Genomic DNA, 16,446 nt, shown 5'->3' with positions numbered 1-16,446 from the left:
TCTCGTCCGGCGGCCCGGTGGCCGCCGGATTCGAATCTGCCGTGTCCGGTGCGCGCGGGGGAGACCGCACCGAGAGTGGTACTGCCACGGCCACCCTGAGCCGGGACCGCACCGCTACCTTGGGACCTGTGAGCGAGAACGAGATGGGCCTGTTCCTGCGCAGCAGGCGCGATACGGTGACACCGGCCCAGGTGGGGCTGCCCACCGGAGCCCGGCGGCGGACACCGGGTCTGCGCCGGTCGGAGCTGGCCACGCTGGCGGGGGTCAGCGTCGAATACATCACCCGGCTCGAACAGGGTCGCGATCGCAATCCGTCGCCACAGGTTCTCGCCGCCTTGGCCGACGCGCTGGCGCTCACATCGGCGGAACGGGTCCACCTCTACCGCCTGACCAAGGCGGATACCGGGTTCAACTGCATGGGCCGGACCCGGGGCCGGGAGATCCGCCCGACTGTCCAGGCGCTGCTCGATCAGCTCGAACCCGCGGCCGCAGTCGTGGTGAACCGGCTCACCGAGGCCCTGGCCTGCACCGACGGCTACCGGCGGCTGATGGAGCCGACCGGCGCGCTGGACGAGGAACATTTCACCAATCTCGCCCATTTCGTCTTCACCGATCCGCGAGCCCGCGAGGTCTACCCGGACTGGGACCATCTGGCCGACCACCTGGTGGCCACGCTCAAACAGGGCCCTTTCCGGGCCGACCCGGAGATCGCGGCGCTGGCCGACCAGCTCACCATCACCGCCGGAGCGGCGTTCACCGACCGGGTCGCCACCGTGCCCAACCTGCCCGCGGCCACGGGCGTGACCCGGATGGCGCATCCGGCGGCCGGAGCGCTGCGGCTGGCCTACGAAACCCTCGATCTGTTCGCCGACGACGATCAGCAGTTGATCGTGCAGCTGCCCGCCGACCCGGCGACGGCCACCGCACTCGAGCGGCTGGCCGGGCACCGGCCCGGCAACCTGCGCGCCGTCCCGAGCTGAATCGCGTCGTTTCCGGCCGATACCGGCCCGCGCGGTTTCACCGCGATGGGCGCTCCTAGTAGCCTTGAACACCGTGCATCCAGACGTTACCGCCGACCTCGCCGAACTCGACGCGACTCTCAAGACCGTCGAATCGGTCCTCGATATCGAGGAGCTGCGCCGTCGCATAGACGAGCTGGAGCACCAGGCCGCCGACCCAGAGCTCTGGAACGACCAGGATCACGCGCAGCGGGTTACCAGCGAGCTGTCGCACGCGCAGGGCGAGCTGCGCCGCGTCGAGGAGTTACGGCAGCGGCTCGAGGATCTCCCGGTGCTCTACGAGCTGGCCGAGGAGGAAGAGGGCGACGCGCAGGCCGGCGCGCTGGCCGACGCCGACGCCGAGCGCGCCGCACTGCACACCGACGTGGAGGCACTCGAGGTCCGCACGCTGCTGTCGGGCGAATACGACAAACGTGACGCACTGGTCAATATCCGCTCCGGCGCCGGCGGGGTGGACGCCGCCGACTGGGCCGAGATGCTGATGCGCATGTACATCCGCTGGGCGGACCGACACAAGTACTCGGTCGAGGTCTACGACACCTCCTACGCCGAGGAGGCCGGTATCAAGAGCGCCACCTTTGCGATCAAGACCCCGTACGCCTACGGCACGCTCTCGGTGGAGATGGGCACGCACCGGCTGGTCCGGATCAGCCCGTTCGACAACCAGGGCCGCCGCCAGACCTCGTTCGCCGAGGTCGAGGTACTGCCGGTCGTGGAGACCACCGACCATATCGAGATCCCGGAAACCGATATCCGGGTCGATGTCTACCGGTCGTCGGGCCCCGGCGGGCAGAGCGTGAACACCACCGACTCGGCGGTGCGCATCACCCATATCCCCACCGGGATCGTGGTCACCTGCCAGAACGAGAAATCCCAGCTGCAGAACAAGGTTTCGGCCATGCGGGTGTTGCAGGCCAAGCTGCTGGAGCGCAAACGGCAGGAGGAGCGCGCTCAGATGGACGCGCTCAAGACCAATGAGGGCGCGTCCTGGGGCAACCAGATGCGGTCCTATGTGCTGCACCCCTACCAGATGGTCAAGGATCTGCGCACCAATTACGAGGTCAACAACCCCTCGGCGGTGCTCGACGGCGATATCGACGGGTTCATCGAGTCCGGTATCCGCTGGCGGATGAGTACAGTGCTGCAGGAGAGCTAGGGTCCCGATTACGGGTCGCCGCAGGCCGTTTCGGCGGTGATGCACGGGAGAGCGGGTGGTTCTGATGCATTCGGAGGGGACCGAGGCCCTGGCGGTGTCGCTGGCCGCGTCCTCGGATGTGACTTCGTGGCTGCGATCCTCGGGCCTGGAGATCGTGCTGCTGATACTCGGGGCGATGCTGTTCGCCCGCTTCGCCACTTACCTGCGCGATCGAGTGACGCAGAAGATCGATTCCGGTTTCCGCGGCGGTGACGCGCTGGTCCGCTCGGAAGAGGCCAAGCACCGGCACGCACTGGCGCAGGTGCTCACCTGGGTGGTGCTGACCGTGGCCTACGTGCTGGTCGCCATGGAGGTCCTGGGGCGAATCGGATTCTCGATGTCGGGCCTGGTCGCCCCGGCCGCGGTCCTGGGTGCCGCGCTCGGTTTCGGCGCGCAGCGCATCGTGCAGGACATCCTGGCCGGGTTCTTCCTCATCACCGAACGGCAGTACGGGTTCGGCGATGTGGTGCGGATCGCGGTGACCGGTATCCAGGATCCGGCCGAGGGCACAGTCGAGGATGTGACGCTGCGGGTCACCAAGTTGCGTAATCCGGACGGTGAGGTGATCACCGTCCCGAACGGCCAGATCGTGAAAGTTACCAATCTGTCCAAGGATTGGGCCCGCGCGGCGATCGATGTGCCCGTCGCGGCGAGTGCCGATATCCTCCGCATCAACGAAGTACTGCACGAGGTGGGTGGTCAGGCCTATCAGGACCCCCGCCTCGAACCGCTGCTGCTCGACGAGCCGACGGTGATGGGTGTGGAGGACCTGACCGTGGATCAGATGAATATCCGGATGGTCGCCCGGACGTTGCCGGGTAAACAGTTCGAGGTGAGTCGCGAACTGCGGGTGCGGGTGGCCGCGGCCATGCGCCGGGAAGGGCTCAATGCGCGCCCGTAGATCCACCCTGATCCTGGCGTGCGGTTGGGTCGCGACCTTCGTGCTGTACCTGTTCGTCAAACCGGACCAGATCGCCCCCGCTAAACCGCCGGTCGCGCCCGCCGTTCCCGCCGTGCACCAGGTCCCGGTCCAGGTGATTCCGGGCCGCTGACCGCCGCGGGACTGCCGACGGGCCGCTTCGTTATCGAATGGTTACACTGTCTCCTCGTGATCACCCTGCGCAACGTCAGCAAGTCGTATCCGACCGCTACGCGACCGGCGCTGGAGAACATCACCGTTCATATCGACAAGGGTGAGTTCGTCTTCCTCATCGGTCCGTCGGGCTCGGGTAAATCGACCTTCATGCGGTTGCTGCTCAAAGAGGAGATACCGACCGAGGGCGAGATCTCGGTCGCGGATTTCCGGGTCGATCGGCTACCGGGGCGGCGGGTACCGCGATTGCGGCAGCGAATCGGGTGTGTTTTCCAGGATTTCCGGCTGCTGCAGCAGCGAACCGTCGCCCAGAACGTGGCGTTCGCCCTGGAGGTGATCGGGAAACGGCGGCAGTTCATCGACCGGACCGTGCCCGAGGTGCTCGAACTGGTCGGCCTGGGCACCAAGGCCGACCGGCTGCCCACCGAACTGTCCGGCGGCGAACAGCAGCGGGTCGCGATCGCCCGGGCCTTCGTGAACCGGCCGCTGGTCCTGCTGGCAGACGAGCCGACCGGCAACCTCGACCCCGAGACGAGTTACGAGATCATGCTGCTGCTCGAGCACATCAACCGGATGGGTACCACGGTGCTCATGGCCACCCACGATCCGCTGATCGTGGACGGTATGCGCCGGCGCGTGGTGGAGCTCTACGAAGGTCATCTGGTCCGTGACCAGGCAATGGGCGGTTACGAGGTGGGCCGGTAATGCGGGCGGGATTCCTGTTCGGCGAGGTCTCCGAAGGCCTGCGCCGCAATGTCACCATGACCATCGCGATGATCCTCACCACCGCGGTCTCGCTGACCATGCTCGGCGGCGGTCTGCTGGCGGTACGTATCGCGGACAAGACCGAGCAGTACTTCCTGGACCGGCTGGAGGTGCGGCTGTATCTCACCGAGGAGGTCTCGGCGACCGATCCCGACTGCGTACTGGACCCGTGCCGCCCACTGATGGCCGACCTCCAGGCGCTCGACGGCGTGGAGAACGTGCAGTACCTCAACCGGGACGCGGCGATCCGCGAGGCGAAGGAGAAAACCTTCAAGGACCAGCCGGAACTGGCCGAGTACGTGAGCGAGACCCCGCTACCGGCCTCGCTGCGGGTCAAGATGGACGACGCCTCGCTGTACCCCACCATCTACGAGCAGTTCTACGGCCAGCCGGGGGTCGGCATGGTCCGAAACGACAAGGACATCGTCGACCGGCTGGTCAGCCTGTTCGACGGGCTGCGCAACGCGGCGTTCGGGATGGCCCTGCTGCAGGCGGTGGCAGCCCTGCTGCTGATCGCGAACATGGTGCAGATCGCGGCCTTCACCCGGCGTACGGAGGTGAGCATCATGCGCCTGGTGGGCGCCACCCGCTGGTACACCCAGTTGCCGTTCCTGCTGGAGGCGGTGGCCGCCGCGCTGGCGGGCGGGCTGCTGGCCACCGCGGGGCTGTTCGTGGCCCGGCCGCTGGTGATCGATCGCGCGCTCGGTGACCTGTTCACCAGCAATGTCTTCCCCCGGATCACCTTCGACGACATCTTCACCACCGCACTCATGGTCATGCCGGTCGGCGTGGTGTTCGCCGGGCTCACCGCCTACGCGACCCTGCGCTGGTACGTGCGGGAATAGCGAGCCGGACACCGCGGCCTCGGGCGACGACTCCCACCCGCGGTAACTTCCGGCGACGAGACCGCCCGCCCCGGAATCCGGGGCGGGCGGTCTCGGCTGTATCACCTGCGAATTCTGTGCGCGTGTCCGCTCACCAGGACGAAGAGAGCACTCGACGCCGTTCTTACTCCGCAGTAAGATAGCCTTACTCCGCAGTAAGATACCCGGGGTTCCCTCACTCCCGCGCGAGAAACAGGTGATGATGAGCATTCGAGACAGCGCTACCGAGCGGCGGTCGCCCAACGGCGCCCGCCAGGAGAACGGGGTGGGCCTGCACCAGCCCAAACGGGACTGGATGGGCGCCGCCATGCGGGTCATGTCGACCATCACCGGTTCGGAGCTGGCCGAGAAGTACAACCTGCGCAAACCCATCGACCGGGTCACCTACCAGAGCACCAAAACCGGATTCCGCACTCTCGGCGCGGCCACCCGCGCCTTCAACAAGGTCGCCGGCGGCGGGACACCCAAACGGCTCCCCGACAACGAGTCCAAGACCAAGGACTACTTCGACCTCACTCCCACCGACGAACAGCAGATGATCGTCGAAACGGTGCGCGAATTCGCCGCCGAGATCCTGCGCCCGGCGGCGCACGACGCCGACGAGGCCGCCGCCGCGCCCAAGGACCTACTGGGCCGGGCCGCGGAACTGGGCATCACCCTCATCAACGTCCCCGAAGAACTCGAAGGCGCGGCCACCGAACGCGGTGCCGTCACCAACACGCTGGTCACCGAAGCACTGGCACACGGCGATATGGGCCTGGCCCTGCCCCTGCTCGCACCGAGCGGCGTCGCTGTCGCCCTGTCCCAGTGGGGTACCGATGCCCAGCAGCAGACTTATCTACCCGCCTTCACCGGCGAGAACGTTCCGCAGGCATCCGTGGTCATCAGCGAACCGCGCGCCCTCTTCGACCCGTTCAGCCTGCAGACCAAAGCCGTCCGTTCCCCCAGCGGCTACCGGCTCACCGGAGTGAAGAGCCTGGTTCCCGCGGCAGCCGACGCCGAGATCTTCGTCGTGGGCGCCGAACTCGACGGCCGCCCCGCACTGTTCGTGGTCGAATCCGACGCCAAGGGTCTCTCGGTGGAAGCCGATCCCAGTATGGGTCTGCGCGCCGCTGGACTCGGCCGGCTGGTACTGGACAATGTGGCAGTAGCGGCCGACGCGATCCTCGGTGAAGGCGACGCCAAACAGCACGCCGCCGACTACCGCGACGCCGTCCAGCTCGCCCGCCTCGGCTGGGCCGCCCTGGCCACCGGTACCGGACAGGCCGTACTCGACTACGTGATCCCCTACGTCAACGAGCGGGAAGCCTTCGGCGAACCGATCAGCAACCGGCAGGCGGTCGCGTTCATGGTGGCCGATATCGCCATCGAACTCGACGGACTGCGCCTGGTGACGCTGCGCGGCGCCGCCCGCGCCGAACAGGGTCTCACCTTCGCCCGGGAAGCCGCACTGGCCAAGAAACTGGCGGCCGACAAGGGTATGCGCTTCGGCCTGGACGGAGTCCAGTTGCTCGGCGGCCACGGCTTCACCAAAGAACACCCGGTCGAACGCTGGTACCGCGATCTGAGGGGTATCGCAGTAGCCGAAGGCGTAGTGCTCGTGTAATTTGCGCCGCCTCCGGCGCCACGGGGTTCGGGCCCTCGTGACCCCGGGTCTTCACTCCTCCGCTCAGTCGCTGCGCTCCTCCGCTCGGTCGCTCCAGACCCTGGGCGGGCCCGAACCGGAGCAGCTGACCGATCGAGGTCGAAACCCGGCCGCTGTCCCGAATATTGCGAGCCACCCAACCCAGGAACAAACTTTCCGGTTCATCGCCAGGAGATCTCATGATCAATCTCGAACTTCCCAAGAAGCTGCGGGCCAGCGCCAATCAGGCGCATCAGGTGGCCTCGCAGATCTTCCGCCCGATTTCGCGTAAATACGATCTCGGTGAGCACGAGTACCCGGTGGAGCTCGACACCATGGCCGCCATGGTCGACGGGCTCAGCGATTCGGGTACGCAGAAGATCAGCGGCGCCAGCGGCGGCCGCTCCGACGATGAGGCGCCCAGTACGGCGGTGCTCCTCAACGCCAACGGCGGCAATATGTCCGCGCTGCTCAACGCCCTGGAGACGTCCTGGGGCGATGTCGGACTGATGCTGTCCATCCCCTATCAGGGTCTCGGCAACGCCGCGATCGCGGCGGTGGCCACCGACGAGCAGCTGGAACGGTTCGGCAAGGTGTGGGCCTCGATGGCCATCACCGAACCCAGCTTCGGCTCCGATTCGGCCGCGGTCACCACCACCGCCGTACTCGACGGCGACGAATGGGTGCTCAACGGCGAGAAGATCTTCGTCACCGCCGGTCAGCGCTCCACTCATATCGTGGTGTGGGCCTCGGTGGACCGCAGCCTCGGCCGCGCCGCCATCAAATCGTTCGTCGTCCCGCGCGACGCTCCCGGCCTCTCGGTGGCCCGGCTCGAGCACAAGCTCGGCATCAAGGCCTCCGATACCGCGGTGCTGCTGCTGCAGGACTGCCGGATCCCGAAGGACAATATCCTCGGTAGCCCGGAAGTGAACGTGGAGAAGGGTTTCGCCGGGGTCATGCAGACCTTCGACAACACCCGCCCCATGGTCGCGGCCATGGCCATCGGTGTCACCCGCGCCGCACTCGAGGAACTGCGCAGCATCCTCGCCGACGCGGGTATCGAGATCTCCTACGACACCCCGGCCAACAACCAGCACGCGGCGGCGGCCGAATTCCTGCGGATGGAAGCCGACTACGAATCGGCCTATCTGCTGGCGCTGCGGGCCGCCTGGATGGCCGACAACAAGAAGCCGAATTCACTCGAGGCATCCATGTCCAAGGCGAAGGCGGGTCGTACCGGTACCGATGTGACCCTCAAATCCGTCGAACTCGCCGGTGCTGTCGGGTACTCGCAGCGGCTGCTCCTGGAGAAGTGGGGTCGCGACTCCAAGATTCTGGACATCTTCGAGGGCACCCAGCAGATCCAGCAGCTCATCGTCGCCCGCCGGGTCCTGGGCAAGACCAGCGCCGAACTCAAATAAGCAGGTCGGACGCAAGAAACCGGTGCGGTCCGCTGGGGGGATCACACCGGTTTCGCCCGCTCGCCGGTGGCGCGGCTGCCTCCAGGTTGTAACACCGAAATCGGCGACCGGGTGACGGCGCTATGGGCGCGTTCCCTGTAACGCTCTGCTGAGGACGGCGCGGATGTGGTCCGGGTCGGCCTCGTCGTCGTCGAGAAGGATGGCCGCGCACAAGCCGTCGGACAACGCGACGAAGGCTTGGATCGCGTCGCAGTCGTCGGTCTGTGTTCGGGCGAGTTCCGCGACGTTGTCGCGCCAGCGCCGCGCGACCGGCCGCAGGGCGGGTCGGCGAGCCGCGAGCGTCGACAGCTCCCGTTCGGCAAGTGCGCGCGCCCGGCCCGGCCCGGCGGATTCGGCGATGAGCCGGGCGAGTCCGTCGAGCGGGTCCGCTTCCGTGTCGATGAGCCGACGGATGCGGTGGGTGTACGCGTCCGTGACACTTGTCAGGGCGGCTATCAACAGGTCGTCCAAGGTCGCGAAGTAGTACAGGGTCAGGCTCGTAGTGATCCCGGCTTCCTTGGCGACGGTGCGGTGGGTTACACCGGTCGCGCCGTCTCGGTGGACGACCGCGAGAGTTGCCTCGATGATCTGCGCGCGGCGCCGTCGACCGCGCAGTTTGCGCCCGTCGACGGCGTCGCCTTCAGCTTCGGTCATCGTGCCCACCGGCCATTGCGCTCCTACTGTTCGAAGTTGTCGGCTCCGTCGCACGGTCGGTGTCGCCGAGGGGACGGAGGTGTCGCAGTGCCGTGAAGCAGGCTAGCGAAGCAGCCGCTACGGCAATGCCCGCGACCACGGCCGCGGTATTGAGTCCGCTGGTGAACGCCGCTCGTGCGTGGTCCAGAGCCCGGGCCGGCAACTGATTCGCGAGCGACGCGGCCCCGGCGAGACTCTCGCGGTAGGTATCGGCCGTGGACGGGGACAGCCCGGACGGGGGCTCGACCTCGCTGCGATAGATCACCGCGGTGAGGCTTCCCAGGAGTGCGACGCCTGACGCGATGCCGAGCTCCTGAGCGGCTTCGGAGAGTGCGGCCGCGGATCCGGACTTCGCTGCGGGCGCCGCACCCACGACGATATCGGTACCGAGTGCGGCGATGACCCCGAGTCCGAGGTAGACGAATGCGAAGCCGACGACCACGCTCAGCTTGCTGTCGGTCCCCGCGAAGGCGAGCAAGACGTATCCGATCAGCGACAGCGCCGAGGTGGCCGACATGACGACTCCTGGTGACACGCGACCGGCCACGAGCGGGGCACCGATGGCACCGACGAGCATGGCCAGTGCGGGCGGACCCATCCACAGCCCGGCGGTCGTCGGCGAGAGTCCCTGGACGAGCTGCAAGTACTGGGTGACAAGGAACATCACTCCCCCGAAACCGACGAGGCCGATCAACAAGACCGACAGCGCCGCGGAGAAGGCAGGGCCGGTGAAGAGCTTCATATCCAGCAGGGGCTCGCTCAGGCGCAGCTGACGACGGACGAACACGACAGCAGCGCTACCGCCGACGAGGACAGCGACCAGCGCTTGGATGTCGATGCCGTAAGCGGCCGCATGCTTGATCGCGTAGATGATCGGTAGCAACGCCGCCAGCGACAACCCGACGCTCGGGAGGTCGAGCCGACCGGCGGGGGTCCGATACTCCGGCAGCAGCGCCGGCGCACCGGCCAGTACCAGCGCGGCAACCGGCACGGCGACGAGGAACGCTGCACCCCACCAGAATCCGGCGACCAGTGCCCCGCCCACGACCGGGCCTGCCGCCATTCCCAAGGCGAACATCGTGGCCCACACGCCGATCGCCAACGCCCGTTGCCGGGTGTCGGTGAACATGTTGCCGATCAGTGACAGCGTCGAGGGCATGAGCGCTGCGCCGGCCACTCCGAGCAGTGCCCGCGCCACAATCAACCAGAGGGCGGTGGGAGCGAACGCCGCAAAAACCGAAGCCGCGCCGAATGCCGCCACCCCGATCATCAGTAGCCTGCGCCGTCCGATCCGGTCGCCGACCGTCCCCATCGTGATCAGGAAACCCGCGATGAAGAAGCCGTAGGAGTCCATGATCCACAGCGTCTCTGTCGCGGTCGGATCCAGATCCGCGGCCAGGCTCGGAAGGACCAGGTAGAGCGCCGTCACATCGAGTCCCAACAGCATGGTCGGCAGCGCCAGAAGCGCGAGACCACCCCATTCCCGCCACCCGGCGCGCGCCGACTGTCTCATGCTCGTACACCTCTCCGCGGGATAGTTGAACCAACGTACTATTTGTACGATAGTTCAACATACTCGCTCAGGTGACCGTCGCCCACCGGATGCGAAACCCTTTTCGCCCGTCCGCGTCACACCGCCGGGCGGCACGCGAGCCGAGACCGCCGGGGTCACCACACGGCGCCACGACCCCGGGCCACCGGCCGGGCGATGGTCGCCACGGTGTCAGGGCAGCGGCACCCAGGAGGTGTGACCGCCCTCGTCACGGGCGACCGTGCCGAAGACGACATCGGCGAAGTGGTTACCGAAAGCCGGGTCTCCGGTTCGCGCGAGTTCTTCGACGAGATCACGGCGGGCCGACGCAGACTGGTCGCGGTCGTGGTCGACACCCGACGACCAGTGCGGGTACCGGACCTGCAACGGCGAGTGCAGCGCGTCCCCGAACGCGAGCAGCCGCCGGCCCCGGGATGTGATCGAGTAGGCCGTGTGCCCAGCGGTATGACCGGCCGCGGTCACCGCGACGACGCCCGGGAAGATCTCTTCGCCGTCGGCGATCGGACGGACCTTGCGACTCAGCACCTCGAGCATCTCCGCGGTGACGGCATGTTCGGCCGACGGATGCCGTTGCGCCCACTCCGGTTCGGCGACGAGATAGTCGGCTGCCGTGAACACCGGCTCGCCGTCGGCCCCGCGATGAGCGGCCCAGCCGATATGGTCGCCGTGTAGATGGGTGAAGGCCACCGCCTCGATTCGCTCGGGACCCCGACCGGCCCGGGCGAGACTCTCCAGCAGCGCGCCACCGGTGATCGCGCCGATCAGCGGGTTGTCCGGATCTCCGGGCACCGTGACCGGTCCGACTCCGGAATCGATCAGGAGTGCGCGGTCTCCGTATTCGACGAGCAGCCCGCCGATACCGGCCACCAGATAACCGTTCCCATCGAGATGATCTGCATGCTTTGTCCAGTGGTCGGCGGTGGCGTCGGGCAGCCAGCCGCGCGGCGCGAGCTCGACCGCCCCGTCGGGCACGTAGGTCAGCGTCAACTCACCCCACCGGAGCGAACGGAAGCGTCCCGGGCGACGCAGGCGTTCCCCGACGGCGGTGAACGAATGGGCCGTTTCGGTGGCCGGTCGGCGAGTGGTCATGGTCTGACTCCTGGTTCGGACTGGTGACGACGAGCCATAAGCTTAAAGTTGAAATGATTAAAGTTGCAACTATTAAAGTTGTACGAATCGCGCTACCCTGGTCGCCATGGGCAATCGACCGGCGACACACGCCGAAGGTCTCGCGGCCGCGGAACGAGAACTGTGCGGGTTGGTCAACGCCCTGAACCACCGCATCGAGAACCACGTTCGCCTACGCGCCACCCCACTGGGTCTCAGCGCACCCCAGGCGGTCGCCCTCCGCGAACTGACCGGTCCGATGACCATGCGCGAACTGGCCGAACGGATGAGTTGCGAACCCTCGAACGCGACGTTCGTCGTCGACCGGCTCGAGACGAGCGGTTATGTCGAGCGCCGCGCCCACCCCACCGACCGCCGCGCGAAACAACTCGTACTCACCGCTGCCGGCACCGAGCTGCGTGAGCGGTTGCTCGAATCGCTCGTCGACGACTCCCCGCTGCGACTGCTCACCCAGGAGGACCAGCGCACCCTGCAGCACCTGCTGGAGCGAGCCGTCACCGGCGGCTGATCCCGCGACCGGATACGGAACCGCGACCGACCGGCCGGGCGGCGGTTCTGGACACCACCGGAGTCGAGTGACAGTGTTTGTGCGATTGGACCGTCCCGCATCGGCTCCGGACCCACAGATCCGGCTGCCGCCGCGCCGCGACGAGTCCTGTTACACCGACTGCACCTCGTACCGAGTCACTGAGCAGTATCCCGGACCTCGCACCTGCAAGGAGACTGGTTATGCGCACAACGGCTCTTGCTCGTCGGCTCCTCACCTCCGCGGTCGTGACCGCCGCGGCCACCACACTGTTCACCGGGCATGCCGTGGCCGAACCCGCCCGGGTCGATTGGGCGTCGGCCACCCAGGCACTGCACACCGCGGTGGGCGGCGATCCGGCCGCCGAGCAGGCGGTGGCCCGGCTGCTCGGCGACGCACGGGTCGCCACGGCATCCCGTGAGGCCGCGCTACCCGCGCAGCCGTTCCAGATCCCGGCCGAATCCACCGTGGGCCGCGGTGGCGGTCCGGGAATGTACGGCTCGGGCCTGTCGCTGAACATCGACGGTTTCCGGTTCGCATTCTTCGGTGGACCGGGCACGATCGCCCCCAACCAGACCGGTGCCCGGCTCGATGTGGCGTGGCTGAACCTGAACAACGGCCGCAGCGGAGTCGAGCAGCTGACCGAACATACGGACATCATCGCCGACACCACCATCCGCACCCGCCCGATCGACCCGGGCCCGGGCATGATCGTCGCCGCGGTGTACGGCAACCTCTGGCACCGGTGGCCGGTACCGGTGAGCGCCGAACATCCAGACGGTTTCCAGTACGCGCGCGGCGACATCACATTCCCGTCGATGGGCTCGATCTACAACTGAGCCGATAGTCGCAGGCCGGGCTCGGGATTGTGTCGAATATCCGACACAGCCCCGAGCCGGCCAGTTTCACAGCTCACCGGAGATGTCTTTTTTGTCCGGTGCGTACGTTGTGAGCGATTACACTTTCACTGCTACCGTGACGACCGATATGCCGTTCGGAATCGCTAGGTCGAGTGCCGACGCGAGGATCTGTGGAGGTGTTCGAAGGTGAACCTGGCGCACACGCTGGAAGTCGTCAAGGCATACGGACTGCTGCAGTCCAGTGGATTCATCGATCTGAAGAATCCGGGGGAAACGCTGCGGACGCTGAAGGATTCCAAGACCTATATTCCGCAGGCCACCCTGATCATGCATTCCGCGCGGATCGCGCCGGACGCCCCCGGCCTGGCCGACGAACGCGGTGAGCTCACCTATCGGGAACTGGACGAGCAGTCCACCAAGATCGCCCACGGATTGCGCAGCGCGGGTATCACCGAGGGCACCGTAATCGGGATCCTCGCCCGCGACCATCGCGGACTCATCCTCTCCATGGCGGCCGCCGGGAAACTCGGCGTGAAGATCGCGCTGATGAACACCGGTTTCGCCAAACCGCAGTTCGCCGAGGTATGTGAGCGGGAGAAGGTCAAAGCCGTCCTGCACGACAGCGAATTCCTCGGCCTGCTCGATGCCCTGCCCGCCGATATGCCCCGATTCCTCACCTGGGTCGACGAGGGCACCGAAATCCCGGAAGGCGCGAAGACACTCGACGATCTCATCGCCGAAAACGGCACCGACACCCTGCCGACCCCGGCCAAACCCGGTGGTTTCATCATCCTGACCAGCGGCACCACCGGCCTGCCGAAGGGCGCCCCGCGCGAGAAGGCGAGCCCGCTGGCCACCGCGCAGTTCCTGGACCGGATGCCGTTCCCGAAGCGCAGTACCGTCGTCATCGTCTCGCCGATCTTCCACAGCACCGGGCTGGGCACCTACCTGGTGAGTATCGGCTTGACCAACAAGATCGTCATGCGCCGCCGGTTCGACGCCGAGGCAACCTTGAAGATGCTCTCGGACCACAAGGCGGAATTGCTGGTCGCCGTGCCGACCATGCTGCACCGGATGGTGGAACTGCCCGAAGAGGTCCGGGCGAAGTACGACACCTCCGCGCTGAAGGGCATCATCCTGGCCGGCTCGGCACTGTCGCCCGAACTGTGCATCAAGGCGACCGAGGTGTTCGGTCCGGTGCTCTACAACCTCTACGGCTCCACCGAGGTCGCCATCGCGACGGTGGCCCAGCCGGCCGATCTGGCCAAGGCACCCGGCACCGTCGGTCGCCCACCGCTCACCTGCGATGTCCGCCTCTACGATGACAACGACAGGGCCGTGACCGCGAAAGACGTCACGGCCCGGATCTTCGTCCGCAGCGGCGCCCCCTTCGAGGGCTACACCGACGGCCGGCACAAACAGGTCATCGACGGTTACATGTCCAGCGGCGATGTCGGCCATTTCACCGAGGACGGCCTGCTCATGGTGGACGGCCGCGACGACGACATGATCGTCTCCGGCGGTGAGAACGTCTTCCCGCAGGAGGTCGAGAACCTGCTGCTCGAACGCGACGATATCTTCGACGCCGCGGTGGTCGGCGTGGACGATGTGGAGTTCGGCAAACGACTGCGCGCGTTCGTGGTCCCCGAACCCGGCCAGACCCCGGACGAAGCCGAGATCAAGACCTACGTCAAGGAGAATCTCGCCCGGTACAAGGTGCCGCGTGAGGTCGTCTTCCTCGACGATCTGCCGCGCAACCCGACCGGCAAACTGCTGCGCCGGGTGCTGGTGGAATACGAGGTCTGACAACAGTTCCCACCGGGAAACCGGGAATGTTCACAGAATCATCCCGGTTTCCCTACTGTCCGAGACAATCGGATGGACGTCCCGCGCGCGGTTGCTAGGGTTGGCTCTGCACTGGAGCTCGAGGAGGTAGACCGCCGATCCGGCGGTACGCCGCGGAAGGTTGTCACCGATGCCACTGTCGCTGCCCGGCCCCGTTCGCAAGGCCGGCGATATCGCCTCGGCCGTGAACGTGATGCGCAAACGCGGCCTCTTCGATCCGCTGCGGCTCGACCACGCCCTCCGGTCGATGAGCAATGCCACCAAGTACGGGCCGTTCGCCGGCGTGGTCATGCATGCCGCGCAGACCCGTCCCGACGCCCCCGCCATCGTCGACGAGCGGGGCGAGCTCACCTTCCGCGAGCTCGACGATCGTTCGAACGCCTTCGCCCGCGGTCTCGTCGAACGCGGGTTGCGGCCCGGCGATGTGGTGGCGGTGCTGGCCCGCGATCACCGCGGGATGGTGCTGAGCATGCTGACCGCCGGCAAGCTCGGGCTGCGCGCGGTGCTGATGAACACCGGATTCGCCAAACCACAGTTCGCGGATGTGGCCGAACGCGAGAAGATCAAAGCGGTGCTGCACGACAGCGAGTTCTTCGATCTGATGAGCGCCATTCCTGCCGAGATCCCGCGAATCCTCACCTGGGTCGACGAATCCGACAACGCCGACCCCGCGATCCCCACAGTGGAATCCCTCTCGGCGGGGCAGTCCACCGCCCCGCTGGCCGCCCCCGCAAAGCCGGGTGGGACGGTCATCCTGACCAGCGGCACGACCGGCACACCCAAGGGCGCCCCCAGGGACAAGGTGAGCCCGTTCATCACCGCCCAGTTCATCGACCGGGTACCGCTGCCCACCGACGGCACCATGGTGATGGCCGCCCCCATCTTCCACGGCACCGGCCTGTCCCAGTTCTCCCTCGGCCTCGCGCTGGGCAACCGGGTGATCTTCCAGCAGCGCCGTTTCGATCCCGAACTGACGCTGGCCAATATCGCCCGCTACCGGGCGGACTCGCTGGTGGTGGTCCCCACCATGCTCCAGCGCATCCTGGACCAGCCCGCGGAAGTACTCGGTCGCCACGACGTCTCGTCGCTACGGGTGATCTTCGCCGCGGGCTCGGCCATCCAGCCCGATGTGGTGGTGCGCACGGCCGAACACTTCGGCGATGTTCTCTACAACCTGTACGGCTCCACCGAATGCGCGGTGATCACGGTGGCGACACCGGAAGAACTGCGGAAATCGCCGACCACCGCGGGCCGGGCGCCGGTGGGCGTGCGGATCGCGCTCTACGACGAGAACCGCGAGCGGATCACCGAACCGAATGTCACCGGCACGATCTTCATCGACAACCCGCACGCGTTCAAGGCCTATACGGACGGACGCACCAAGGAGACCGTGGACGGCATGATGTCCAGCGGCGATGTCGGGCATCTGGACTCCGACGGTCTGCTGTTCATCGACGGCCGCGACGACGACATGATCGTCTCCGGCGGCGAGAACGTCTTCCCGCAGGAGGTCGAGCACCTGATCGCCGAACGGCCGGACGTGCTGGAAGCGGCGGTGGTGGGTGTCGACGATCGGGAGTACGGGAAGCGACTGCGCGCGGTGGTGGTCCCGGGCCCCGATTCGAAACGCGACGCCCAGGAGATCAAGGACTACGTGAAGGCCAATCTGGCCCGCTACAAAGTCCCGCGCGAAGTGGTCTTCCTGGACGAGCTGCCACGCAACGCCACCGGAAAACTGCTGCGGAAGCCGCTGACGGAGCTGGATACCGGAAGCTGAGACAGCGCCGTCGGATATCATCCCC

The 16,446-nt window shown here is 66.8% G+C and carries 15 protein-coding genes; 12 read left to right on the top strand and 3 right to left on the bottom strand.

Annotated features, from left to right (window positions below; all coding sequences use genetic code 11):
* The first annotated feature begins 128 nt into the window (after positions 1–128).
* The 8 genes from ACWCPQ_RS16520 to ACWCPQ_RS16485 all read left to right on the top strand — a co-directional run bounded on the left by ACWCPQ_RS16520 (position 129) and on the right by ACWCPQ_RS16485 (position 8,001).
* On the top strand, positions 129–980 hold the full coding sequence (locus tag ACWCPQ_RS16520; RefSeq protein ID WP_449899446.1) for a helix-turn-helix domain-containing protein: 852 nt from the start codon (positions 129–131) through the stop codon (positions 978–980).
* Positions 981–1,053: 73 nt separating this feature from the next.
* Complete coding sequence (prfB, locus tag ACWCPQ_RS16515) at positions 1,054–2,175, top strand: peptide chain release factor 2 (RefSeq protein ID WP_449899444.1); 1,122 nt, start codon at positions 1,054–1,056, stop codon at positions 2,173–2,175.
* Positions 2,176–2,239: 64 nt separating this feature from the next.
* On the top strand, positions 2,240–3,115 hold the full coding sequence (locus tag ACWCPQ_RS16510; RefSeq protein ID WP_449899892.1) for a mechanosensitive ion channel family protein: 876 nt from the start codon (positions 2,240–2,242) through the stop codon (positions 3,113–3,115).
* Entirely contained in the window at positions 3,102–3,266 is a 165-nt protein-coding gene (locus ACWCPQ_RS16505) for a hypothetical protein (protein ID WP_449899441.1), read from the top strand. The genes ACWCPQ_RS16510 and ACWCPQ_RS16505 overlap by 14 nt, the downstream gene beginning before the upstream one ends.
* 56 nt (positions 3,267–3,322) lie before the next feature.
* Positions 3,323–4,012, top strand: a complete 690-nt coding sequence (ftsE, locus tag ACWCPQ_RS16500; RefSeq protein WP_449899439.1) for a cell division ATP-binding protein FtsE — start codon at positions 3,323–3,325, stop codon at positions 4,010–4,012.
* Positions 4,012–4,917 carry a permease-like cell division protein FtsX gene (gene ftsX, locus ACWCPQ_RS16495; RefSeq protein WP_449899438.1) on the top strand — a complete coding sequence of 302 codons (906 nt, stop codon included), beginning with the start codon at positions 4,012–4,014 and terminating at the stop codon, positions 4,915–4,917. The genes ftsE and ftsX overlap by 1 nt, the downstream gene beginning before the upstream one ends.
* Positions 4,918–5,152: 235 nt before the next feature.
* Positions 5,153–6,562, top strand: a complete 1,410-nt coding sequence (locus ACWCPQ_RS16490) for an acyl-CoA dehydrogenase family protein (protein ID WP_449899436.1) — start codon at positions 5,153–5,155, stop codon at positions 6,560–6,562.
* Between the two features lie 218 nt (positions 6,563–6,780).
* On the top strand, positions 6,781–8,001 hold the full coding sequence (locus tag ACWCPQ_RS16485) for an acyl-CoA dehydrogenase family protein (RefSeq protein WP_449899434.1): 1,221 nt from the start codon (positions 6,781–6,783) through the stop codon (positions 7,999–8,001).
* Positions 8,002–8,121: 120 nt separating this feature from the next.
* On the opposite strand, the gene ACWCPQ_RS16480 is transcribed toward ACWCPQ_RS16485, so the two are convergent.
* The 3 genes from ACWCPQ_RS16480 to ACWCPQ_RS16470 all read right to left on the bottom strand — a co-directional run bounded on the left by ACWCPQ_RS16480 (position 8,122) and on the right by ACWCPQ_RS16470 (position 11,374).
* Positions 8,122–8,694: a TetR/AcrR family transcriptional regulator gene (locus tag ACWCPQ_RS16480; RefSeq protein WP_449899431.1), complete on the bottom strand. Its 573-nt coding sequence runs from the start codon at positions 8,692–8,694 to the stop codon at positions 8,122–8,124.
* A complete protein-coding gene (locus ACWCPQ_RS16475) occupies positions 8,681–10,246 on the bottom strand; it encodes an MFS transporter (protein ID WP_449899429.1) in 1,566 nt (521 codons plus the stop codon). The genes ACWCPQ_RS16480 and ACWCPQ_RS16475 overlap by 14 nt, the downstream gene beginning before the upstream one ends.
* A gap of 210 nt (positions 10,247–10,456) precedes the next feature.
* Positions 10,457–11,374, bottom strand: coding sequence for an MBL fold metallo-hydrolase (locus ACWCPQ_RS16470; protein WP_449899427.1), 918 nt, complete (start codon positions 11,372–11,374; stop codon positions 10,457–10,459).
* Positions 11,375–11,480: 106 nt separating this feature from the next.
* Here ACWCPQ_RS16470 and ACWCPQ_RS16465 point away from each other — a divergent pair, with 106 nt between their 5' ends.
* The 4 genes from ACWCPQ_RS16465 to ACWCPQ_RS16450 all read left to right on the top strand — a co-directional run bounded on the left by ACWCPQ_RS16465 (position 11,481) and on the right by ACWCPQ_RS16450 (position 16,421).
* Complete coding sequence (locus tag ACWCPQ_RS16465) at positions 11,481–11,921, top strand: MarR family winged helix-turn-helix transcriptional regulator (protein ID WP_449899425.1); 441 nt, start codon at positions 11,481–11,483, stop codon at positions 11,919–11,921.
* 221 nt (positions 11,922–12,142) lie between these two features.
* Positions 12,143–12,778, top strand: a complete 636-nt coding sequence (locus ACWCPQ_RS16460) for a hypothetical protein (RefSeq protein WP_449899422.1) — start codon at positions 12,143–12,145, stop codon at positions 12,776–12,778.
* A gap of 207 nt (positions 12,779–12,985) precedes the next feature.
* Positions 12,986–14,605 (top strand): acyl-CoA synthetase, encoded by a 1,620-nt coding sequence (locus ACWCPQ_RS16455; protein ID WP_449899419.1) that lies wholly within the window; start codon positions 12,986–12,988, stop codon positions 14,603–14,605.
* A 169-nt stretch (positions 14,606–14,774) separates the two neighbouring features.
* A complete protein-coding gene (locus ACWCPQ_RS16450) occupies positions 14,775–16,421 on the top strand; it encodes an acyl-CoA synthetase (protein ID WP_449899417.1) in 1,647 nt (548 codons plus the stop codon).
* The last annotated feature ends 25 nt before the right edge of the window (positions 16,422–16,446 follow it).

It is taken from the genome of Nocardia sp. NPDC001965, from assembly GCF_053594175.1.
Note: the sequence above shows the minus strand (reverse complement) of the source record. Positions and strands in the feature narration are given on the sequence as shown.